29 protein-coding genes, 1 tRNA gene and 2 pseudogenes are annotated in these 20,921 nt (G+C 49.5%); 7 read left to right on the forward strand and 25 right to left on the reverse strand.

The genetic code is table 11. From position 1 onward, the window contains the following. Window positions 1–40: 40 nt before the first annotated feature. The 9 genes and pseudogenes from JCM16159_RS06390 to JCM16159_RS06415 all read right to left on the reverse strand — a co-directional run bounded on the left by JCM16159_RS06390 (window position 41) and on the right by JCM16159_RS06415 (window position 5,878). Entirely contained in the window at window positions 41–346 is a 306-nt protein-coding gene (locus tag JCM16159_RS06390) for a hypothetical protein (protein ID WP_243666142.1), read from the reverse strand. Window positions 347–639: 293 nt separating this feature from the next. Continuing rightward, window positions 640–716, reverse strand: a tRNA-Gly gene (locus JCM16159_RS06395). Window positions 717–950: 234 nt separating this feature from the next. Further along, window positions 951–1,160: a DUF309 domain-containing protein gene (locus tag JCM16159_RS18890; RefSeq protein WP_367834356.1), complete on the reverse strand. Its 210-nt coding sequence runs from the start codon at window positions 1,158–1,160 to the stop codon at window positions 951–953. A gap of 157 nt (window positions 1,161–1,317) precedes the next feature. Further along, a pseudogene (gene glcV / locus JCM16159_RS18895) lies at window positions 1,318–2,436 on the reverse strand (glucose ABC transporter ATP-binding protein GlcV). A gap of 96 nt (window positions 2,437–2,532) precedes the next feature. Beyond that, on the reverse strand, window positions 2,533–2,991 hold the full coding sequence (locus JCM16159_RS15540; protein ID WP_243666145.1) for a carbohydrate ABC transporter permease: 459 nt from the start codon (window positions 2,989–2,991) through the stop codon (window positions 2,533–2,535). 17 nt (window positions 2,992–3,008) lie between these two features. Further along, window positions 3,009–3,173 (reverse strand): hypothetical protein, encoded by a 165-nt coding sequence (locus JCM16159_RS15545; protein WP_243666146.1) that lies wholly within the window; start codon window positions 3,171–3,173, stop codon window positions 3,009–3,011. Window positions 3,174–3,190: 17 nt separating this feature from the next. After that, the gene (locus JCM16159_RS15550; protein ID WP_243666147.1) at window positions 3,191–3,427 is read right to left on the reverse strand and encodes a hypothetical protein; all 237 of its coding nucleotides are present in this window, start codon (window positions 3,425–3,427) and stop codon (window positions 3,191–3,193) included. Next, entirely contained in the window at window positions 3,409–4,272 is an 864-nt protein-coding gene (gene glcT, locus JCM16159_RS18900; protein WP_054857317.1) for a glucose ABC transporter permease GlcT, read from the reverse strand. The genes JCM16159_RS15550 and glcT overlap by 19 nt, the downstream gene beginning before the upstream one ends. Before the next feature lie 721 nt (window positions 4,273–4,993). After that, window positions 4,994–5,878 (reverse strand): extracellular solute-binding protein, encoded by an 885-nt coding sequence (locus JCM16159_RS06415; protein ID WP_054857289.1) that lies wholly within the window; start codon window positions 5,876–5,878, stop codon window positions 4,994–4,996. A 402-nt stretch (window positions 5,879–6,280) separates the two neighbouring features. On the opposite strand from JCM16159_RS06415, the gene JCM16159_RS15560 reads away from it, so the two are divergent. Both JCM16159_RS15560 and JCM16159_RS06420 read left to right on the forward strand, forming a co-directional pair. Further along, window positions 6,281–6,418 carry an SAF domain-containing protein gene (locus tag JCM16159_RS15560; protein WP_367834349.1) on the forward strand — a complete coding sequence of 46 codons (138 nt, stop codon included), beginning with the start codon at window positions 6,281–6,283 and terminating at the stop codon, window positions 6,416–6,418. Continuing rightward, window positions 6,415–7,584 (forward strand): UxaA family hydrolase, encoded by a 1,170-nt coding sequence (locus JCM16159_RS06420; protein WP_054857290.1) that lies wholly within the window; start codon window positions 6,415–6,417, stop codon window positions 7,582–7,584. Before JCM16159_RS15560 ends, JCM16159_RS06420 begins: the two co-directional genes overlap by 4 nt. 175 nt (window positions 7,585–7,759) lie before the next feature. On the opposite strand, the gene JCM16159_RS15565 is transcribed toward JCM16159_RS06420, so the two are convergent. The 5 genes and pseudogenes from JCM16159_RS15565 to JCM16159_RS06445 all read right to left on the reverse strand — a co-directional run bounded on the left by JCM16159_RS15565 (window position 7,760) and on the right by JCM16159_RS06445 (window position 10,192). After that, entirely contained in the window at window positions 7,760–7,939 is a 180-nt protein-coding gene (locus JCM16159_RS15565; RefSeq protein WP_243666149.1) for a hypothetical protein, read from the reverse strand. A 31-nt stretch (window positions 7,940–7,970) separates the two neighbouring features. Continuing rightward, a pseudogene (locus JCM16159_RS18905) lies at window positions 7,971–8,754 on the reverse strand (NAD(P)-dependent oxidoreductase); the annotation flags it as partial. A 431-nt stretch (window positions 8,755–9,185) separates the two neighbouring features. Then, a complete protein-coding gene (locus JCM16159_RS06435; protein WP_243666150.1) occupies window positions 9,186–9,518 on the reverse strand; it encodes a hypothetical protein in 333 nt (110 codons plus the stop codon). A 113-nt stretch (window positions 9,519–9,631) separates the two neighbouring features. Beyond that, window positions 9,632–9,904, reverse strand: a complete 273-nt coding sequence (locus JCM16159_RS06440; RefSeq protein WP_054857292.1) for a hypothetical protein — start codon at window positions 9,902–9,904, stop codon at window positions 9,632–9,634. A gap of 60 nt (window positions 9,905–9,964) precedes the next feature. Beyond that, window positions 9,965–10,192 (reverse strand): hypothetical protein, encoded by a 228-nt coding sequence (locus tag JCM16159_RS06445; RefSeq protein ID WP_054857293.1) that lies wholly within the window; start codon window positions 10,190–10,192, stop codon window positions 9,965–9,967. A 123-nt stretch (window positions 10,193–10,315) separates the two neighbouring features. Here JCM16159_RS06445 and JCM16159_RS06450 point away from each other — a divergent pair, with 123 nt between their 5' ends. Together JCM16159_RS06450 and JCM16159_RS06455 are read left to right on the forward strand one after the other, a co-directional pair. Further along, entirely contained in the window at window positions 10,316–10,708 is a 393-nt protein-coding gene (locus JCM16159_RS06450) for a hypothetical protein (protein ID WP_243666151.1), read from the forward strand. Between the two features lie 144 nt (window positions 10,709–10,852). Further along, window positions 10,853–11,287 (forward strand): hypothetical protein, encoded by a 435-nt coding sequence (locus tag JCM16159_RS06455; RefSeq protein ID WP_054857295.1) that lies wholly within the window; start codon window positions 10,853–10,855, stop codon window positions 11,285–11,287. Between the two features lie 79 nt (window positions 11,288–11,366). Here JCM16159_RS06455 and JCM16159_RS06460 read toward each other — a convergent pair whose 3' ends face one another. The 7 genes from JCM16159_RS06460 to JCM16159_RS06485 all read right to left on the reverse strand — a co-directional run bounded on the left by JCM16159_RS06460 (window position 11,367) and on the right by JCM16159_RS06485 (window position 15,270). Continuing rightward, window positions 11,367–12,071, reverse strand: a complete 705-nt coding sequence (locus JCM16159_RS06460; protein WP_054857296.1) for a hypothetical protein — start codon at window positions 12,069–12,071, stop codon at window positions 11,367–11,369. Between the two features lie 118 nt (window positions 12,072–12,189). Next, window positions 12,190–12,576, reverse strand: coding sequence for a hypothetical protein (locus JCM16159_RS06465; RefSeq protein WP_243666152.1), 387 nt, complete (start codon window positions 12,574–12,576; stop codon window positions 12,190–12,192). 122 nt (window positions 12,577–12,698) lie between these two features. Continuing rightward, window positions 12,699–12,983 (reverse strand): hypothetical protein, encoded by a 285-nt coding sequence (locus JCM16159_RS06470; RefSeq protein WP_054857298.1) that lies wholly within the window; start codon window positions 12,981–12,983, stop codon window positions 12,699–12,701. A gap of 588 nt (window positions 12,984–13,571) precedes the next feature. Continuing rightward, a complete protein-coding gene (locus JCM16159_RS06475) occupies window positions 13,572–14,042 on the reverse strand; it encodes a hypothetical protein (RefSeq protein ID WP_054857299.1) in 471 nt (156 codons plus the stop codon). 59 nt (window positions 14,043–14,101) lie between these two features. Beyond that, entirely contained in the window at window positions 14,102–14,557 is a 456-nt protein-coding gene (locus JCM16159_RS06480; protein ID WP_243666153.1) for a hypothetical protein, read from the reverse strand. A gap of 86 nt (window positions 14,558–14,643) precedes the next feature. Further along, on the reverse strand, window positions 14,644–14,784 hold the full coding sequence (locus JCM16159_RS15580) for a hypothetical protein (protein ID WP_243666154.1): 141 nt from the start codon (window positions 14,782–14,784) through the stop codon (window positions 14,644–14,646). A 78-nt stretch (window positions 14,785–14,862) separates the two neighbouring features. Beyond that, entirely contained in the window at window positions 14,863–15,270 is a 408-nt protein-coding gene (locus JCM16159_RS06485) for a hypothetical protein (RefSeq protein WP_243666155.1), read from the reverse strand. 410 nt (window positions 15,271–15,680) lie between these two features. Here JCM16159_RS06485 and JCM16159_RS15585 point away from each other — a divergent pair, with 410 nt between their 5' ends. Both JCM16159_RS15585 and JCM16159_RS06495 read left to right on the forward strand, forming a co-directional pair. Further along, on the forward strand, window positions 15,681–15,845 hold the full coding sequence (locus JCM16159_RS15585; RefSeq protein ID WP_243666156.1) for a hypothetical protein: 165 nt from the start codon (window positions 15,681–15,683) through the stop codon (window positions 15,843–15,845). Window positions 15,846–15,877: 32 nt separating this feature from the next. Then, entirely contained in the window at window positions 15,878–16,774 is an 897-nt protein-coding gene (locus tag JCM16159_RS06495; protein ID WP_054857303.1) for a hypothetical protein, read from the forward strand. Here the strand turns inward: JCM16159_RS06495 and JCM16159_RS15590 are convergent. The 3 genes from JCM16159_RS15590 to JCM16159_RS15600 form a co-directional block, all read right to left on the reverse strand. Next, the gene (locus JCM16159_RS15590; RefSeq protein ID WP_243666157.1) at window positions 16,760–16,984 is read right to left on the reverse strand and encodes a hypothetical protein; all 225 of its coding nucleotides are present in this window, start codon (window positions 16,982–16,984) and stop codon (window positions 16,760–16,762) included. The two genes, JCM16159_RS06495 and JCM16159_RS15590, sit on opposite strands and share 15 nt — an antisense overlap. A 366-nt stretch (window positions 16,985–17,350) precedes the next feature. Next, a complete protein-coding gene (locus tag JCM16159_RS15595) occupies window positions 17,351–17,533 on the reverse strand; it encodes a hypothetical protein (RefSeq protein ID WP_243666158.1) in 183 nt (60 codons plus the stop codon). A gap of 265 nt (window positions 17,534–17,798) precedes the next feature. Beyond that, window positions 17,799–17,972 (reverse strand): hypothetical protein, encoded by a 174-nt coding sequence (locus JCM16159_RS15600; RefSeq protein WP_243666159.1) that lies wholly within the window; start codon window positions 17,970–17,972, stop codon window positions 17,799–17,801. 65 nt (window positions 17,973–18,037) lie between these two features. Here JCM16159_RS15600 and JCM16159_RS06505 point away from each other — a divergent pair, with 65 nt between their 5' ends. Then, on the forward strand, window positions 18,038–20,086 hold the full coding sequence (locus JCM16159_RS06505; protein ID WP_054857305.1) for a hypothetical protein: 2,049 nt from the start codon (window positions 18,038–18,040) through the stop codon (window positions 20,084–20,086). Between the two features lie 319 nt (window positions 20,087–20,405). On the opposite strand, the gene JCM16159_RS06510 is transcribed toward JCM16159_RS06505, so the two are convergent. Next, window positions 20,406–20,921 (reverse strand): hypothetical protein (locus tag JCM16159_RS06510; RefSeq protein ID WP_243666160.1); only part of this gene is annotated, 516 nt, incomplete at its 5' end.

Raw genomic sequence — 20,921 nt, forward strand, 5'->3', positions numbered from 1 at the left:
AGGCAACCCCAATACTTGGCTGGCCCCAGGCCTTAAATAACTATACTGAGCCTGACCCACCCACAGTCTCAATCTTAATGATCACCGTAATCCTTACGCCCTTTTCATTTAAGTACCCCCACAACTCATTATACTCAGTCGGGAGCGTAATCACGCACTGCCTACCGAGCTTGGCGACAGTCCTACCCTTGATCACAAAGCCTCGCTTGAGGCTCTCCAGGAGTAGGCTCAATTCTAGCTCATCCATCAGCGCCAAGCCCGCCTGGGGCTTAATTAAGCCTATTAGGCGTTGGATAATACCCGTAATTACCGGCTTACATGCATGGGCACTGGTGCTCCGGAGCACTGGAGCACCGGCGCTCTGGAACCATCATCACTACTGATTAAACAGTCTTGAATGAGAGGATTGCGAATAGCCCAGGATCCCTGGGCTGGAGTACATTCTTAATGAATTACTTTAGGCACCAGGAATTGCTCACGGAATAATTCCTTGAATTACTTAATTAAGTAATTCAAGGATTAGCATGAGTTGCTCATTGCCGATTTCCTCGAGGGCGATGAGTTGGTAATCAACCATCCTAGTTTAATCATGATCACCCACTGGCTTGTAAACGAGTAATGAGTAACGGAAAGGTATTTTGGTGCGGCCGCGGATTCGAACCCGGGTTCTGCGGCTCGGCAGGCCGCCATCCTAGACCAGGCTAGACTACGGCCGCGATTTGAGACACGCCACTTTAGGTTTTAAGCTTTTTGTATCGATTCTAAGTCCTCTTTCTCGATCTTGAAGGGCTTCGTTACCAGCAGGGCATTATTCACCTTTCTTAGTAACTTCTCCTTATTTATGTAGGGTATTTGGTTTTTTTGTGATCAACTCCCTCGCCCTAGTGATTAACCTCTTAAACGCCTCTAGGTTGTTTTCCTGGAGCTTCACGAAGCCGCCGCCAATATTATTAATCCCCGTATACCCTCATCCTTATTCCTACGCCAGATTTTTTTTCGAGCACCTCATGGGCCTCCCAAAACCTCTCCTCATTGAATAACTCGGCGTACTTCCTAATGGCGTATTCCTCATTTAATTCTTCGTTTTCCTCATTTATATTTATTGTTTCTTTAATGATGAAACCGAGCGCTTGTATTTTTTTCTGTGGTTGTATCGTTATTGTTTATGTATAAATCTATCTCGATATGATTACTCGCCACCCTTATATTGATTATCCTAAGTCCTATCGACCGTAACTTACTCATTAATTCCTGCCTATGGGCGGGCGTGAGACCAGGATTGTTAACTATGATTAAAGTTCTGTTGTTCTGCATTAGCTATGCCGTCACTATATTCTTTAGTTCGGGATATATTAACTTCTCCTCCTTATTAAAGATCTTTATTTTATCAGGCTTAATGAGCAGGTGGACCTCCCTACCCGGTTCTATTGGTTCATCGGACACCACTATGAGGTTTATGTTTTCATCAGATATTGGAGACACCACTATTCTAAAAACACCTAGGGTATAGCTTGATACCTTAACCCTTACCCTACCAACATCAATGAAACCACGTATATCCTGCGGTTCTGTAAGTAATTTCATCTCATCAGCCTAAGGCCGATTATAACCTCATTATAATTAATCAATCCTTTATTTAGCGGTATTTTTAGATTGGCTATAAGTGCTATGTCCTCAACTACCTTAGCAGAGAGTAGGTTTATGTCACCGCTGAGTGTTGCTATTAGTGTCGTAGCTGGCGTATTGTAGATATCGGCTGGATTCCCTATTTGGGCGAACTTTCCATTTATTATCACACCAGCTGCATCGGCTATTGAGAATATATCGGCAGGGTCGTGAGACACTATTATTGTTGTTAATTTACGTTCCTTTTGTATCCTCCTTACCAAGGCCCTTGCACTATCTCTCAACGCTGCATCTAAATTACTAAACGGCTCGTCCAAAAGCAAAATCTTAGGATTCTTCACCAAGCCCTCGCCAACGCTGTCCTTTGCATTTGCCCACCCGATATCTCCTTTGGGTAATGATTAAGGACTCGTGTAAGTTCAAGTTCCTCGGCGATTTCGCGAACCCTCTTATCTATTTCGTGCTTACTCATTTTAGCCATTTTTAACGGAAAGGCTATATTATCGTAAACCGTCATGTTAGGATACAAAGCCAGTTTTGGAAGACCATGGCAACATTCCTCCTCTCAGGTTCAACAACTATTTTACCTGGCGCCGACATAGGTTCATCATCGAAGTAAACATAACCGTCTGTGGGTATCTCAAGACCAGCTATTAATCTCAGTAACGTTGTTTTTCCATGACCACTTGGACCGAGAATGCCAAAGGCTATTCCGTCGCTTATTTTATAGGTTATATGATCTACAGCTTTAACTATATTCTTTCCCTTTTTAAAGTACTTCGTCAGTCCCTCCATTCTAACAGTAACCATAGTGCTAAATTTATTACGTTGATACTTTACTTTAAATTTTTCGTGGGTGAAATGTTTTTACCTATTTTAATTAGTAAACCTTCAACTCTATATTCATTAAACGCCCTTAGCGCCACCACCGAGTGCTGCTAATCCTCTTATAAAGTACCTGCCCAGGAAGGCAAATATGATAAGCGGTACTAATGATGTTATGACTCCAGCCGCAAATGATCTATTGTAAAGTATTGCGTAACCTCCAACATATTGCCTAGCGGCCACCGGTAACATGTATAGACTTGGCCTTGTGGCTATTATTAATGGCGTGAAGAAGTCCTGCCACACCATGAGGAATACGAATATCAATGTTGATAAGAACCCTGGCAGAATCAATGGGAATATTACGTGCCAGAATATGGACCAATCACGGGCACCATCGAGCCTGGCGCTCTCTATTAAGTAATTAGGTACGACAGGTAGGAATATCGACATTAGAAGCGCTGACATTGGTAAGTAGAATATGAAGTACGCAAAGGCGAGGCCCCAATACGTCTGGTATATACCTAACGATGATGTCAATTCTATTAGCGGTACGGTCAACGTCTGGCAGGTAGAAATGTGGCTAGTGAAATTATTGAGAAACCAACATTACTAACCCACGGTCTCCTCTCCATCTGCATATAGAAAAAGTAGGCACCCATGCTACCTAAAATCACAGAGGCCAACGCCACTGGTACAGTGATTAGTAATTGACGTATCATGGGAAACTCAAGCCCAATTAATGTACCGAAGCCAACCCAATCAAAGTAATAGCCTCCGTCGAGAATTGCGTGGGCGGCAATAGAATTGGGGCTGAGGCAGCCTCCATGTTTGATTTGAAGCCGCCAACTATCATGGCGTACAATGGTAATAACCATAAGATGACGAATATGGCCGTCACTATTTGAAGTACGGCATACTTAATAACCCTGATGACATACTTATTGTTCATACCACTCACCTCCTGAATACCCACCTCTTAAGTCCGAGTAATGCGTATGGTATAATCACAATAGCGGCAATTATAGCAACGAGAGTGGCTAATGCGGCTGCTGCTGAGAAATACTCAGAGTAGGCATATAAATAATAGATGTATGTTACCAGCGTCATTAATGTTGGGCTTGTTGCTGAACCGCTCATTATGAATGGAATATCAAATATCCTAAGCGAAAATAGGAATAGCAGTGCCGTGGATATTATAAAACCATTCATTGAGTTTGGCAGCAATACTCTAAATAGTAGGTTAAAGCTGGATGCGCCATCTAATCTCGCGGCCTCGATTATTGACTTATCCACACTTAGGAATGAGGCTAAGTAAAAGAGTACGGCTAAACCCGTATAAGCCCATACCTCAACTAATACTAGAGCTAGTTGAGTGTTTAATGGCGTTGCAAACCAAGGTATTACTGGTAAGCTAAGCTTTGCCAATAACCAATCTACACCAATCTGCGGATTGAATAGCCACAACCAAACCAAGGCGGTTGCGGTCGGTGGTATTGCTATCGGATAAATAAATATTGATAAGTACACGGCTCGCTGTGCATTATTGGGTAGGAAATAAAGCAGGGCGGCAAGTAATAAACCGAGTATATCGCCAATAGCCACAAGCCCAACGGTAAAGAGTAGAGTGTGTTGTGCTGATGTATAAAAGAAGTTTTGAGTGAATAGGTATAGATATGATTGCGGGCCCGTGAATTTTGGGGTTGGATTAAATAGTGACCAGTTTTCGAGTGATAGTATGAAGTTCCATATTAGTAGAAACACGATTAAACCTCCAAAGAATAATGTTGGTATTGCCATTATTAGTGATTGTTTTGACATTGATAAAAATAAGGGATTTTTATTTTTAAGTTTTATAGGTATAGTTAGGTCATTAGCCGCTTGTTTGCCACCAGGGTGTGTATGGTTGGTAGTGGTATGTTGTTGGGTTGACCCATGGTGGTAGGTAGTTGGCGAATGGGTGTCCTGGGTAGCCCATGTAGCTACGCCGAGTTTAACAGCAGCCATCCACTCATTGTATGTCTCCTGCTCTGCAGAGACCAAAAAGCTATTGAATGTTGGTATATAACTGGCACCAACCTGCTGAAGACTTGAAACATACGTATTTAGATTACTAAATACATCATCAAACAAACCACCATCACTGGGGGCGATTGTGAATTGGTTAGGTGGTGTTGATATTAATTGCTCGTAATCATACCACTGGGCTGGCGTTGGGTAGAAGTCGGTGCCGTTGCTCCAAATAATTACACCCTTGCCGCTTGAGGTCCAGATCTCCATACCTATGTATGAATCCCAAAACTCTGCCAATTTAATAGCGGCGCTCTCGTACGGATTCTCATAAGCAGGTACTGCGACAGAGTCTATCACTAATACGTAAATACCCTGTGTTCCTGGGAATGGTTCCTCCATTAGTGTTATGTTTGTCCATGATGTGTATGGCGGTATTGCCGGGTAGGTTATTGTGTGATACCAAATATATGCATACTCGGTTACCCAGTTGCCATTTACTTGAAATGCTGCCTTGCCCTGTATTATGTAGCTAGGCTGATGACCACGTCATTGTTTGCCATCCTGGGCAGTCGTACTTCGTGAATAGTAGGTAGTATTGGTCTGTCTCATTTATTAGGCTTGCTATTGCTGGGTCATTAAGGTTTAGTGTGCCGTACAGGAATTCATTCATTAATTGAGCCGCCGTGGCAGGCCCGTACTTCTCACCAGCCAAACCAAGGAATATGTACTCCCAAAGGTTGAGTTGATCCCAGCCACCATCACCACCAGGAATAATCCAAATACAGGTCATGCCGTGGGATGCGAGGTACAGTGTCTCATTGGCAAGCTGCTCAATGGTAGTCGGGATAGGCAAACCATACTCAGCCAAAACCTGTGGATTGAAGTAGAGCATGCCGCCTCTATGAACATTTGTCGGCAATGCGAACATCGTTCCATTAAACATACCCGCAAGTACGGCCTCGGTCACGCCCTTACTTAATAAGCCCGTTTGTATAGCTATTGGTGTGAAGTTCACGAAGTCTGCCGGTCCATGAGGCATAATCTCAACGTAAGAGAGAACCTCAGGTGCGAAGTGCGCCTGGAAGCTTGCCGGTGGTTTGCCCGCTTCCAACATACCCAGTATTACGTACTTAGCATTCGTACCACCAGCGCCAGGTATTGAGTAGTACTCAACTGAATATCCTGGGTAATAATTCGAGAAATTACCAGCAATCCAATCCAGGCCCTGGGGATCTTCAGGACCCCACCACGTTAAAAACTCAACAGTGGTCGGCGTTGGAGTCGGTGGCGCACTTGGCTTATGACTAACCGTTGAGTAATACCAACCCAACACGGCACCGACCACAACCACTACAACCACAACAACTATTATCGCAATTAACGCAGATCTAGAAATACCTAGACGGGACGTCATACAGCCCTTTAGATACTTTCATAAGTTTTAAAGCTTTATGGTATTATTAGTATACCCAGTATACCCATATATTTATATTAATGAAAATATACCGCACTTATTAGGGTATAATACTATAGTTGTGAGTAGGTCGTATTGAGTTAATTATTTCATAATGACTAAAATAATACTAAGTTAGTTATAATACTAAAATAGTGCTATTGGCTTTTATTGCTGTATGGAGTCTGTAATCATAACCGGCGCGCCCGCTATAGTACTTAATCCAGGTGATAATGTTGCCGTTGCCCTTAGGGATTTGAGGCTGGTGATGATGTTGAGTTAGTAATAGGTAATTCAAGGATCAAGGTTAAGCTACTTAACGACATACCCTTCGGTCATAAATTCGCCATTAGGAATATTCACATGTGCGATTACGTGATCAAGTACGGCCATGCGATTGGCAGGGCTAAGCGTGACATCAAGATTGGCGAGCACGTCCACGTCCACAATGTAGAGAGTTTAACCGCAGTCCACAGCGTATGCAGGGGTGGTAATCCATGAGTAGGCCCACAATACTTGGTTACGTAAGGCCTGACGGTAGGGTTGGCATTAGGAATTACCTACTTGTGATGTCTACGGTCGTCTGCTCGAGCTTCGTGGCCCGTAGAATCGCCGATCAGGTACAGGGCGCCGTGTCCATTGAGAACCCATTTGGCTGTGGTCAACTTGAGCCTGACCTTGAGATCACTAGGAGGACGTTAATTGGCATGGCGAAGAACCCAAACGTGGGTGGTGTCCTCGTTGTTGGCCTTGGTTGTGAGCAGATACAGGCTGATGACTTGGTTAAGGAGATTGAGAGGACGGGTAAGCCCGTGGAGAAGGTCGTGGTCCAGGAGGTTGATGGCGGGACTCCGGCGGCGATTGAGAGGGGTGTCACGTTACTTAGGAGGATGGCTGAGGAGGTACTTTCACAGAGGCCTGAGGAGGTTGACGTGTCGAACCTGGTCATGGGTGTTGAGTGCGGCGGTTCAGACGCAACCTCTGGGTTGGCGGCTAATCCAGTCGTTGGTTATGCATCGGATAAATTGGTTGATCTTGGTGGCACGGTTATACTCTCAGAAACCCCTGAAATGATTGGCGCCGAGGACATACTCGCCAAGAGGGCTGTGTCTAAGGAGGTTGGTGATAAAATAATTAGGGTTGTTAGGAAGTGGGTTGACCTAGCCGCATCTTACGGCGTTGACCTAGTTGGGACACAACCATCGCCGGGCAACATAGCGGGTGGCCTAACAACAATTGAAGAGAAGTCCCTCGGCGCCATCATTAAGGGTGGCTCAAGACCAATACAGGGCGTTGTCGACTATGCTGAGGAGGTGAGGGGTAAGGGCCTGTGGATAATGGATACGCCGGGCTACGACATAATGTCGGTGGTCGGCATGGTGGCTGGCGGCGCCACCTTAGTCGTATTCACCACCGGTCGCGGAACACCAACTGGCAACCCAATAGCACCGGTGATTAAGGTCACGGCAAACCCATACACGGCTAAGAAGATGCGTGAGAACATGGACTTCGATGCGAGTACCGTGACCCTAGGCCAGGAAACCATTGAACAGGCTGGCGAGAGGTTATTCAAGCTCATTATCGATGTTGCCAGGGGCAAGCCAACGAGGGCTGAGCTGCTTGGATTTAGGGAGTTCGTGATACACAAGATAATCCCATCATTCTAGGCTAAAGCAGTAATTGCTCGGTCTCCTTAAGCGTCCCCCTAACAACATCAACCTCAAGACCCAATGCCTCCAATGCCGTAACCCCAAGTACATTCACATCCCTCTCCTCACCGAAGATCACAGTTACGCGCCCCTCCTACCCATAACCTCGATGATTGCACCGCCAATATCACGCTCAACATAGCCACCGAGGCCAGGAACCTCCTCCTCTCAAGCGGCCTAATGCCAGTGAGTTCAGAAGTGATGCAGATATTACTGAGTAAACGACACCTGTGTCAACGATGCCGTCAATCTCGGCGTATTTACTCATACCCGCTGGGTTGTAAACCTTGAATTTAACCTTAACAATACCCATTGATACCTTATTGATACGGTGGCTTTTAAACCTACTCATCACTAATATTAGCCATTTCATAGTACAACTTCAGTAGGGCCTGCGTCCCCTTCTCACCCAACCCCTTAGCTACTAGGGCATTGTATAATTGTAGTGTTAGTGCAGTGCCTGGAAGCGGCACGTTAAGCCTATTAGCCGTTTCGACGGCGTACCTAAGGTCCTTCTTCAGGTGAGCCGCCCTAAACCCTGGCTCGAAGTCGCCCTTCATCATCTTGGGCATGTAGTACTGGACCGTGAATGAGTTCGCAGCGCCAGTAGATAACACCGTGAACAGCTTCTCCATGTCAATGCCTGCCTTTTTGGCGAGCGCCATTGCCTCGGCTACGGCGAGCATGTCGATGCCAACAACTATTTGATTGAGGAGCTTGAGCATCTGGCCATTACCAACATCGCCGGCATAGATTATTGTCTTACCCATCGCCTGAAGCACAGGCTTGACCCTCTCAAAGACCTCGTACTTACCGCCGACCATTATGGTTAATGTGCCCTGCCTAGCCCCAATATCGCCACCCGTCACCGGCGCATCGAGGAACTCAACACCGTACTTACCCAATTCCCTGGCGAAGTACCTGGCGTGGTCGGGCGAGTTTGTGCTCATGTCAATGACTATAAGCCTGGGTGGGCGCCGTGGACAACACCATTAGGGCCCAGCAGGACCTCCTCCACGTCAGGCGCGTCTGTAACCATGTCAATGACGACGTCGGACCTCTCGGCAACTTCCCTGGGGCTCTCGGCGACGGGAATGCCCAGCTTTGCGAAGGCTCTGTCTTAGACCGGCCCAGAGCGGGGAGAAGGTTGGCGCTTGTAATTTCATTCATCGCCTTATTATGTAGTTCATAAACTCTCTTATCTAATTCACTCATCAATGCGTCACAGTTATACCACTAAATATATCTATCTCAGGGTTTTAGGTAATGCTTATTTTTAACTAAAATAATGTATCATATGATGGGGCATGTATAAACTTCTTCTTTCTTACATACATCGGCAATGTATTGAATATTGTTCTCCGGCGCCTGGGGTTTGGGGAACAATTTTTTGAGGAGGGGGCGTGGTTTTGGTGTGTTGGTTGCCTATATTCTTTGTTTGCCGTGTCGAATAAGGGTTAGTGTGTCGTTGGTTGGGTGGGGTTGGAGGAGGGTAAATGCGTCCTCTCGGGCTTTCTCGAGCGGTGCCTCGGTACTGGTAATCGCGCGGTTGTCGTCCCTCAACCCTCGCCAATCACCCTGGCGAGGAGTACGTAGCCGCCGGGGTTCGGGGCTTCAAAGGCGAAGTCTTTCAATAAGTCATCGCCTAGGCTACAGCCCGAGTAGTTCGCAATTATCGCCTTTATGAATTCATCGCTTCCCAGCACCTTATGGACTTCCTCCTCATCTATGAGGTGGCTTGACAGCTTTGTCTCCACATCGTTGGGTAGTGAATCCATCTCCTCGTGGATTAGCAATGAGCGGAGCGTGTTTGGCAGGATGATTAGTAATTTGGCGCCTGGCTCGAGCTTGAATAGTAGCTTGACGTCAGAGGCTATGCTCTCCAGCTCCATCTTCTTGAAGGTGCTCCTCTTCATGTATATTGACAATGGCGATGCATCGTAGATGAGGCGTAGAATTAAAGAAAACCTAGGGTTGTTTTAATGATTTTAGAGTGATTACCTCTTCAGGCGGTGGTTATCTCTTCGAATGGGCATTCGTCGGGTGGTGCTTCCCTAACGCGTGCCTTGAGCCTAACGCCATCCTCATTGCTTTCTTCCTCGATTGAGTATGTAATTGCCCTGTTGCCATCCACCATGCACATGGTTAGCGAGTCCTCTGCCACAGCCACCCTATTGTCCCACGACTTCACGTACTTCCCAACCGCAGTCCAGAAGTCGCCAACTTCGTCAGTGTTGTCGGACAGCGCGGTGGCAATCCTCGATGGGTCGCCGAGCACGGTTAATCCCAGCCCCTCTAGGTCGAGGACTGCCTTGAAGCCTCGCGGGCAAGTAGTTCTTTAATCGCTGTTTACCGCGTACTGCGTCGTGTTTGGTGGGTTTATGGCGAGTGGGAGGTTTAGTGTGTCGGTGTAGCCTATGAATGTGCAGCCATGTACATTGATTGTGATTGACCCATGCGGCATCAATACACTGTGCACCTTAACAATCGTTGCCTGTAGTGGCACGAATGATAAGGCTATGCTCACGATAATCAATATTGCTCCAGCAATTATTAACCTCCTCACAGGCAGTAATCAGTAATTACCTCATTTAAAACTCATCGCTTATTAAGTACTCGCATTGCAACGCGGCCTTAAGTGCTGTGGCCTGGAGTATTTATAAGCCGCTGTTTTTCCATGTTATTAGGTATGCCGCGCAGGAGGCCGAGCGTGGGCGAGATGGTGCAGGTCCTTATTGACGTGGATGAATTCATGAATGAAATACGTAGGGTGTTATCGGCAAAATTTAAGGCTGATTGTGATGGCTCCATTGCCCCGTGCCACGTGGTGGCCTTAGATGTACATAGGCGCCTTAAGTATTCCGAGTGGGATAAGCGCTTTAGCGAGGTTTGGAACATGATTCACTATTCGGAGGAGTTGAGGAGGAAGTGGAGTGAATTGGTCAGGAAGTATGCGGGCATTGGCATAATAGACTGCACGAAGGAGGATGGGTATGCGTTCTTTGCGCTGTGCACTGCCAATGATAAGACCTACTTCAGGGTAGCTATACAAGTTGGCTCAAGCCTAGGTACCTCACCATAGAGGCTGACGTGGATGCACCAATGAAGGCGCTTGACGAACTTAACGAAGTATTTTTCGGCAGTGGCTCTGGGTTCCGCCCTAGGGGCTTGACGATGTGCCTAAACAACATGTTTATTAATTCTGCATTTGTGGAAGTAGTTGGGCATGAGGATAAAGCCGAATCCAGACAAGGTGGTTGAGTGCATTATTGACCGCGCCAAGAGGTTGGGCCGCATTACAAAGCTCGCAGAGGTCGCCAGAAAGGCGGCGCCAAAAGGCAGTGAAAAGGTTATCGAGACTGTCGAGGAGTACTTAGCGGGCATCCCATGTGACGAAGTACTTGCCCTCGTCCTTGAGTATGTTGACTTGTACATGTGTTATTGCGAATATGAGGGAGAGGATATTAAGATCCTCATTAAAATCCTCAGGATGAAGTGCGATGAACTACGCCGTGAGCTGGCGGACTACATCATGGATTTCTTAGCAATAATTACTAATAACGACGTCATTGGCGAAGCGGCCCAAATTTTATGGGAGAGGGACGTATTAGTGCACGAGGATTTTACCATGCGCCGAGGTAAAGGTCTCAATCCTCCTTAGCCAACTTAGGCGGGTCTAATGAATTGTCATGGACAAGATGGAGCGATGAAGCGAGAAGCCCCTTTAGGTAGCGAGCGTTTCACAGGGGCTCGCTGGGTATTTGTTCCCTGAGCCTCTTTGCGAGGATTACGGCTCTGACCGCGGTGTCGAACCTGCCGCCGCCTACTTCCGTGAACTCGGCGAGTACGTACTTCCTCCTGAGGTTTATCATCATTGCCCCATGCTCCGGGTGGCTTATCCTGAACTGGCCATTGAGGTAGTAGGCGTCGCGGAATCGCAGCAGCGGTGGGCCAGAGGATTCGAGTGGCCTGAGCCTTGCCTCGGCTATGAGAAGCCTGACGTATGTTCCATCGCTTAGGAAGCCCCTGTGGAAGCCGTGCGCCTCGACTAGGTGTTGGTCGCCGGCGATCAGCCTTATGCCCGATGCCTCCTCCACCACAGCCTCCGCGATATCCCTAACGGCGCCTGGCTCGGCCATGATGAGCCACGTCGTCATGGATGACGCCACCTCAATTAGTAAGTCCGCGATTTGAAGTGCGGAGGGCTCGTCAAGTTGGAATTTGCTCTCTAAGTGCATGGCTATGTATTGGCGTGCGAAGTTCCTGAAGGCTTGGGACGCGGCGAGCATGAATAGCGCCTCCTCAATGGGCGGCTGCGGTATGCCCTCCCCCAGTGCCTTGTATATGTCGGATATGTTGAGGAGGAGGGACTTCCCACCGCCTTTGAACGCCCTGAAGAGCTCCTCACCGCCGTCATACGCGGCCACCTCCGAGTCCCCAATCAATACCCTTGGCGAGGCGCAGCCGCCCTTCAGTCGGCATAGCTGTCTAGGAGCATCCTGGCTATGTCCGCGGCCGTGATTTCGTAGTCCTCCGCCTCCCTCCAATGGCTCGACGCAATTGTTAAGGATGCGGTTTCCAACTCAGCGCTGGGTTGGAGGCTACCATGCCCCTCTCCATGTTGTAGTTGGACTCCACGCTGGGCGGCGCAATCCTCCTCGCCATTAGGAACTCGGAGTACGCCATCGCCGCCAAATCACAGACCTCCTTAAACTCGGGCATCCAGCGGAGCCCCCTAAGCCTGCCCTCGGTTCTGAAGAGCTGGCTTGCCTGCTGCAGTGCGGCCTGGTTAATGATGAACATGTGGTTGGCAGCCCTCAGCGTTAGGTAGTCTATGAAGTCCGAGTAACTGTCTGTGGAGTATATGGTCGATACTACGACCTCGCCCTGCACCCTAGCCCTGGCCCCCCTCTCACCCGCGGCCTCAGGCCCGCCGTCGAAGCCGAGCACATCCCTTATGAACTCACTCCTGGAGGGCTTTACGATCCTGGGCTTGTACTTCCCCCTCTCGATAACCCGCCTCCGTACCTCCTCCATTATTCTACGGAGCGCCTCCGGCATCGGCACGACATTCACGAAGAGCTTGTTGGTGCCGTCGCTATGCCGAGTATCGCCACGTACCTGTCAGATGCACTGAAGGCTGCGTAATCCCTATAGAGGAGGAGGAAGGACGGCCTAGCACCGAGGTCCCTAGCAATGAAGTCGAAGACGGCGCAGTGCCCCTCATCAAGCATGTACCTACAGAAGTCCTTTTGCTTAAGGTAAGCGAGGATTGCGTCGAGGATGGGCTTCCTCGGCCTCTCCACCTCAATAATCCACGCACTTGCCAACCTCCTAATAGCCCACTCCTTAAACATCCAGTAAACGACGAAAAAAAACCAGGCATAAAAAAACTTGCGTCTTATTGATTGACAGCGTGAGCATCATGGGTGTGGTGAGTTATCGTAAATAATAATCATAACTTCGTTATCCCGATATTGCTGCGTAATTCTGGGGTTGCAAGGAAGATTTAGTCCTAGGCAATTACCAACTTTATGTAAGCCGCAGCCCACACTGGCGCTAGGTCAATGCGCACTCAAGCGGTGAAACCGCTACTATGTGTTTCGTTGATGGCGCTCAGTACATGTGGTAAATAATACTCCGGCGGTGGCGGCTGCTGTGTAGGGAGTACGTGCAAGGGTTGTCCGCCGCCTAACGATGATTGGTTGAGGACCCTCTTAAGAGTATGTACTTAGGAACTCAAAACCGAGGTTATCAAGGAGGTTAGCAGATTAAGTAATGGTTATTCGTGGTATTCCTATCATTTATTAATTTTAGGCAATGGTTATGTGGGTGTTAAGGGGAAGTTGGTTAGCTACAGCTGCTTAAGTGTCATTAATACGTACTGCCTCTGCATTAGTACTAAGTCCTCATCAGCCTTCGAAGCCGCCTCCTGTATTGGGCACCTACCTGTAATCACACTCACTGCAGAGTAGAGTCTTGATGCCCGATACATCGCTTACCTCACCGGCCCTCAACCTCTTAATCACGCTCACCGCATCCTCCAGCTTACGCCTTACAACATCGATTAATTCACCTGGGACCGGCACCCTCAGGGCTAGGATGGGTAGGTACATGTGGCGTGGAGATATGTAGAGGGTGACCATGGGCTTCTTATTGAGTATCGCTGCGTAGGCGGCGGCTTGGAGCATCGCTATGTAGGCTATGTTCTCGCTATGCAGCGCATTATCATTCGGCCTAATCACCGCCTCCCTCCTGGGCTGCGGCACGTAGGCACTTATTAAGACCTCCGAGAGGGCATCAATATCCCTCCTACTTAACTGCAAAAACGGGTCCGCAAGCGAGATCCCTCTCTCATTGAGCAGCCCCTCCAGCTGCCTATAGGCTTTATCGGTCCCCGCGAAGAGCTTTGTCACGACGCAGCCTACCGATGTGGCTTGGCTTGTTATGTCGCAATCCTCAGCAATACTGCGCTCTAGGTCAGCGCCCTCATACGGTGGTGCATCGGCAGCCCCAAGAGCTGACTGCGCAGAGAGTAGGAGGGGCGGTACAGCAAATATTGGCTTATCGGCCTAGATATGGTCTTCACCTCATACACGTAATCGCCGCATATGACGTCTGGCGATGCAAAGACCTCCTCACCGCCTATGTTAACCCTTATCGGCTTACCACCCTCGCAATCCGGGAACTCCCTCTCAATAATTTCATTGTGCCACGAAATTTGCCCTTTAAAAACAGGCTTGATACCTTGAAGCATTAAATTCGCCTTCATGGGGCACTCAAGCACTGACTTTATGGATAGACCGGTGAACACGGGGGCCGCTAGCACGTAGTACGCGCTTGATAATAGCGATAAATCAACGGCGCTAAGCACCCTCATCATTACCTCCTCCAGGATGGATGCTTGCTTCATGAAGCCCTCCGATGACATCCTCTCCGCAAGGCTCCTCGCATAGGACCGCACCAAGTCGCTGTCCCGTACCCCATATGAAATGGACTCAAGGAGGGCGAGCGATATTACGCCAATCGCCGTAGCCTCGGGTTCTTGGTCAGCGCCTGCACATCACCTTCGGCAATGCCCTTGAGCGCCTCAAGCAGTGCTGCCACAGTACCCCTACTGGGTTCCCAGGAAATTACCGGCGCAGGCCTAGTGGGCATGGAAGGGGGAACACGTACCGTAACCCTCGGCCTCTGCTCAACCTTAATGCCCAGCGCTTGGCAGTCTCAGAAATCGGCCTAAGCCAAGTACCGCCTCAATAAACGCCTCCTCGGCGTCGGTGCCCCTAAACGAGAACTCGTCCGGCAACAGCGCTTCTCGCTCGCGATATTAGCCTCGCCAAAGCCCAGCCTTGGAACCCTATCGAGCCTCACCTTGGCTGGCCGCCCATTGACGATTACATTCACTTCAGAACCGCTAATTACAGGCTGTGAGAGGTAAGTAGTGGATAGGTCATACTCATCGGCTATCCTCATAATTAGGGACTTCCACCCCTCAACAATTCCCAAGCCCCTATTACCCTCCAGAGCATGTGGCACAGACGGTATGGCATGCAGGGTATCCCCATGACGCACTGCTGCAAACCTCCTGCGCCTCCTCCTATCATAAACAAAGACTAGGGCGCCTCCGCACCACAAACTGGGCACTTAACGCTCCTCCCCTGCCTAACCGCCACTTCATACCTAAGCTCCTGCATTAGGGTTTTCATTGTTTCCCCTTTATTAAACGCAACCCTCATTTGGAATTTAAGATAAATGTTTGGAAACAACCCATCTCGAAAGAGCATATATTACCAATGCATAGGTGCTCACGAAAAAGCTGCCTGGCATATAAGCCAACGACGGGCGCGCCAATGGCTTGCGGCCATGTTAATGTCTAATTAATTACATACCCCTTGCGATGTACTTTGGTGAACATGGCTACGAAGAGCGGCAGCGGATAAGGAGTACGGCTGATTTACGAGTCTATTAATCGCGCCGCCATTTTTATTTAAATAGCATTTTCCGCCTGCTCTTCGCATCCCAGCGATCTTCAGTCCCACGGGCTGGGCTTTGAGGTGTATCCGCTGGATATGCATACCTATTTCGTTAATGAGTTTAAGTACCTCAGGGATGAAGTGGGCTTCAGCAATGGAGTGCCCAAGCCCGGGAGGTGGTTTACGAGGGTTATATGCCCCGTTGTACACGACTACCCTCTTCACGTAAATCCACTGAAGCTATAAATATATAAGGTTATTACTAGTGTTTCCAAGGAATGAGCATAAGCATTATCAGTATACTGGAGCACTCGCTTAGGGATAAGACTGACAACCCGAGCGCCATAGCATCGGCAATGCTGTCCGGCTGCCCCATAATCGCCGCATCGCCAGGCAATGGTGGATATGCGTACTGCGTGGTGCTGGTGGACCTAAGGCGGTACGCCATCACGACGATTAAGTGCGGCAAGGCGAGCCCGGCGGAGCTGGAGGGGATGGCCGGCTGCGGCGTGGTCCTGAGCAGCGATTGCGGTGGAATTAGTAGGTGCGTGAGGTTTAACGGCGATGCGGGTGCCAAGGAAATAATGAGCTACCTAGGTAGGAAGCTCGAGAGGGCGAGGACCCTCACGGCATTAATCCAAGGCCTAGGGGGCCTAGCCCCAGAGGGCAATACGCTGGTTATGCAGCCAGCCTACGCAGGCGCCTTCGTGAGGGCATACGCATCGCCCGACAAGGCAGTGATAATCAGCAATTACCTGGGTAGGGCCGTGCTGCTGCGGGCATCCGCAGGCGAGGTGAATAAGTACGCATTGGCCCTCGACAGCTACCTAGCCCAGGGGGCGCTTAAGCGCATGGGCATAACCACGTGTATTAGCCGTGCAGTCGAGCTATACATGTGCGTGAGGGGCGGCGGCAGGTGCGCCGCGGCGCCATGCCAAGGCGAGGGCGATGAGGACCTCAAAGGCGCCCTAAGGGCGATCGCCAGCGGCGAGGTGGGCGCGGTGATCAAGTTATTCGGCATAGCCATTGCGGACTTCACGTCAAGGAGGCACCTCATTACGGGGAGGTTGACGCGGTGGTCAAAGCACATGGATGCCTATGCGGACCTCCTCAGGGTGGCGAGGGACCTCCTAAGCAATACGGCGATAAGGCGGAGGCCTCTACCTAGCCATTAAATCAGCATCGCCGCTGGACACAATCATCAAAAATGCGAAAAAGTTATCATCAAGCATAGGCGATGCAAGCGCCATAAACGACATCCTAGCCAAACTCCAAGACCCACAACTCAAGAGGGCCTGGAGGCTAGCCAGGGCAGCCGCGGCCGAGGCCGAGTGGGACCTGGAGGTGCCGGACACGCTGAGGGCGGCCGTAGAAAGCAGGACCATAGGTACGCAATATACGTCGAAACAAGGAACTACAGCGACATAATAAAACTCGCACTCAGAGAATTGCTGACTTAACCAAGCCCCGCAACAACTAAATGCTTATTCCTTCTAATCCCTTTAGGGATTCTCCGATGCGCTGCTTTTTGAACCCCTTTATAACGCTTACGCTTAAAAATGTGCGTTGTCCATCGGAGCAATTACATTTCAATAATGTTTATTAAGTGGGTGGCATAGGCATTAATTAATGGGTGCGTCAAAGTACCTCAGGGCAGCCGCGGTGATAGCCTTAATACTGCTTATTGAATATGCGATCGAACTGGCCGGCGCCATCAACGCCTACTCAAGGCCAAGCCCTCAAGAGGTGGCCTACGCATTGAACACGACGATCAGCACAGTCATCGAGAAGGAGAACACGACGAAGATTGTCTCCTCCGCCGCGGGCAACCTCACGGCAGCCGCCATAAATGCCACGAGGAGCGCCGCATCGGCGGTTGTAAATGCCACGCTCGGGAAGCCTGTTAATTCGAGCAAAGTGGCAAACGCATTCACAGGAGCCTCTCAATCAACGCAGCAGTTCATGGCGCTGCCGCCATTTACCTATACGCACCGCTGCAGATATTCATCAACAACGCGCCGCCCTGCATCTTCGCGAGCGTGCCAGTGGAGGCTGGGCCGCCATAGGGTACATACTCTACCAGACTGGGTACCTGGTGGGCTCGGCAATGGCCGCCGCGGGGGTGCCGCCGAGCACCGCCGCCCTAGTCCTCGCATCGCCAGTTACGATGGTGGAGCTCCTGGCGTATGCGGTATCAACCTACGCATCAACCCTCATGCTGAAGCCGCTAATCGACGTAGCGAGGAGGAAGAGGGGGAAGGCATCAATCGCGGACCTAAGGCCCTGGGCCGCCGCGCTGGCGGCAGCCCTCGCAATACTCCTCGCCGCATCCCTAATAGAGTACGCCGCGCTACCGTAGGCGCGCAAAAACACTTTTAAACACGTTAAAACAAGACATTCAAAAAGGCTTATAAGTTCACAAGCTTTTTAAGTACTTGATGAGCGAGGTCCTATCCGAACTCCTAACGGGGACTGTCGGCTTCATACTGGCAATGATAATAATAGCCGCCGCCGTAGGCGTGTTCATGTACTCATACTTCACCTACGCGCAGCACCAAGTGATTAAAAACTACCTATGGGCAGTGGCGGACGCAGTGCCCCTCCCTAACGGCCAGTGGTTCCTAGGCATCGTGAACACAGGCACTGAGCAGTTCTTCGTTAAGCAAGTGCTCCTGGCTAACGGTCAATCCATAACCGTGAACTCGAAGCCGCTCCTACACAACCAGTGGTGGAACGCGACGTACCCGGCAAGGCCATCAATGGTAATCATCTGCTACGTTGAAAACCCAAGCATTTGCGAGCCAGTGAAGGTCAGCGGGTACGCAACATGGACTCCTCCACTAATGAATAATGACACAAATAACAATAACACTGCCATTGCAAACGTAACAACAATGGCCATTGCGCCAGGCGTCTACATAGTCGTTAACGACCCGTACGGCATCCAGTATTGGCTCGTAAAGTGGCAAATCGGCCTTAACACCTACGGATGCCAAATAGGATCACCTACCTGGTGCAGTAGGACTGGCTCGGGCAACGCCGGCTGGGTCGCTGAATTGGGAAACCTGAGCAAAATAATAAGCGACGCATACGTAATGACGCCTAAAAATGTGACGGCGCAATACCCAAGCGGCATAATTGGAAGTGCACTAAGCGTGAACTTCACGGCATGCACAATATACCCATCCAACTATGAAATTAACCCGCAGCCAATCAACGGCCCCACAGCATACATACTTCAATACTACGTATCATGTGTAGATAGGCCCGTGGTGAAGATAGTAAGCAATATACCCATAGTCATTGGAACGCTCAATTCAGAACGATCCTTATCCCTATACTTTAACCCAATAATGAGCAACTACTATGGGTGCTCACTGGGCAGCCAAAACCCAGTGCCTTACGGAGGATACGTAGAGGGATATTACGCACAAACCAGCAGCTGCTCAATAATGGGTGAAGTAGACTTCCCAGCCTGGAAGTACCTACTTAACTGGGGCAGCGGCAGTAATGTAGTTGTGACCCCGCCCGTTGGGCAACCAATAACCTTCGCAATAGCCTCGCCAGTCCCATTATCAGTGGGGCAAGGCCTAACAATAAATAGCGGCTCATACGCAACCCTACAGCTGGTGGCCAACTACACGAACGGCGAACCCATTAACCAATGGGGAAGCATGTGGGTACAAAATACGTCGTTCCCATACGTATACGTCTTTCAACTAACAATAACTTCGCCCGACGCGTTTTGGGACGCTAACGGCACTAACCCCTCAATAATAATTACATACCCAATAGGCGGAAACACCACGGTGGTGACCGTACAGTATAACGACGTGAACCCAGATGGCGGCGTAGTTTGGCCGTGGATGGGATGGACAAACGCAACGACGAAGGCAGGGTGGCGGTGTACGGCAGTCGGGGCGTGCAACTTGGAGATGCCGAAATTTACATATGACGGCCCCGCCAATTCAGCCTATATAAGCCAAGGCTTCATAAATGACTGGCCAATAGGCAGCGTGCAAACCCTAGAAGCACAACAATGGAAAGACTCGTTTGGAGACCTTACTGGTGGCATTATAAGCGTCCAATTAAGCGGCACAGGCAGCCTACAGAAATTACCCATCCTCAATAAATATGCATGGTTCTTCGCCTCAAAATCCGTATCCTGGAACATAAATCCATATAGCGTGTCGGTCCAGAGCTACTACGCAGTACTAGCCTGCTACAACTACCAGTACCAGCCCACCTCAGTCTCGATAGACTACTTCACAAACCCAAGCCCGAACACCGCAGGCCTAGGCCCTGTCTCAATGCAATACCTACTGCCGCCAATACCCAGCAACTGCCCAATATACTTCCTATCAATATTCACACAACTAAACACCTATTGGAGTGGCGGCGGTGGCGGCGGCTCAACCACGAGACCGAGCACGACGTACACGGAAGCCACTGTATGCTACACAACATTGGTTGCTATAAGGAATTAACGCCCGTATACACCACGCCACAGAACAACGTAGTGTCAGTGGGGAGCAACACCGTTTACTTGGGCTCGGGCCAGCTCTATGAAGTAATAGTCAAATATCCAATATACAAGGAGGTCTGTGACAACGGCCAAACAACGACGTACCTGGCCAGCCAATAACGGAGGTAATACAGTTAAACAGCCAAGGCCAGACAGTGAGTGAGCAGAGCCAGGAGGGGGTGGGCATATCAATAACGTGGGGGCAAAACGGCCAAAGTGGATGACTTGTTTATAAATTATTTTTTTAAAAAATATTAAAAACGAAGCAAATAGATTTTGCCTTACTTTATTATTATCACGGTCATGTTGCCCACATACCACCAGTACCACGTGTATGGTAGTGATGCGACTTGGCTATAGGGCATGAGTAGGTTCACCTCGAAGGCCACTGGGTACGCCGTGCCATTGAACAGGGGGCCTATTGGGTTTGTGTAGCAGGGCTGGCCCATAACCGTTACGTAGCCCCTCTCAATGAAGTTGCTGGTTATTATTGTTGGGTAGCCAACGATGTATGCCTCATCCCCGGTGACATTCACGTAGAAGTAGGCATACGCGTACTGGTACTCGCCATTGCTCCAGAAGAGTCTCGTGGTTGGCGGTGCGAAGAAGTCGCCGCTGCAGACCTGCGGCGTTAGCCAACCCATCCTCTCCGCCATTAATGTGCCGTTTGGGTAGAAGATGAGCATGTTCATGAGGCCGAACGACACGCCCAGGGCCGCATTACCGTACTGAAGCATGCCGGGCTGCTCTGGGCCGTTTATCTCCCAAGTCTCGTTCATGGATAGGTACCTCATGAC

The sequence above is a fragment of the Vulcanisaeta sp. JCM 16159 genome (genome assembly GCF_001316265.1).
In the GTDB taxonomy this organism is placed as follows: Archaea; Thermoproteota; Thermoprotei; order Thermoproteales; family Thermocladiaceae; genus Vulcanisaeta.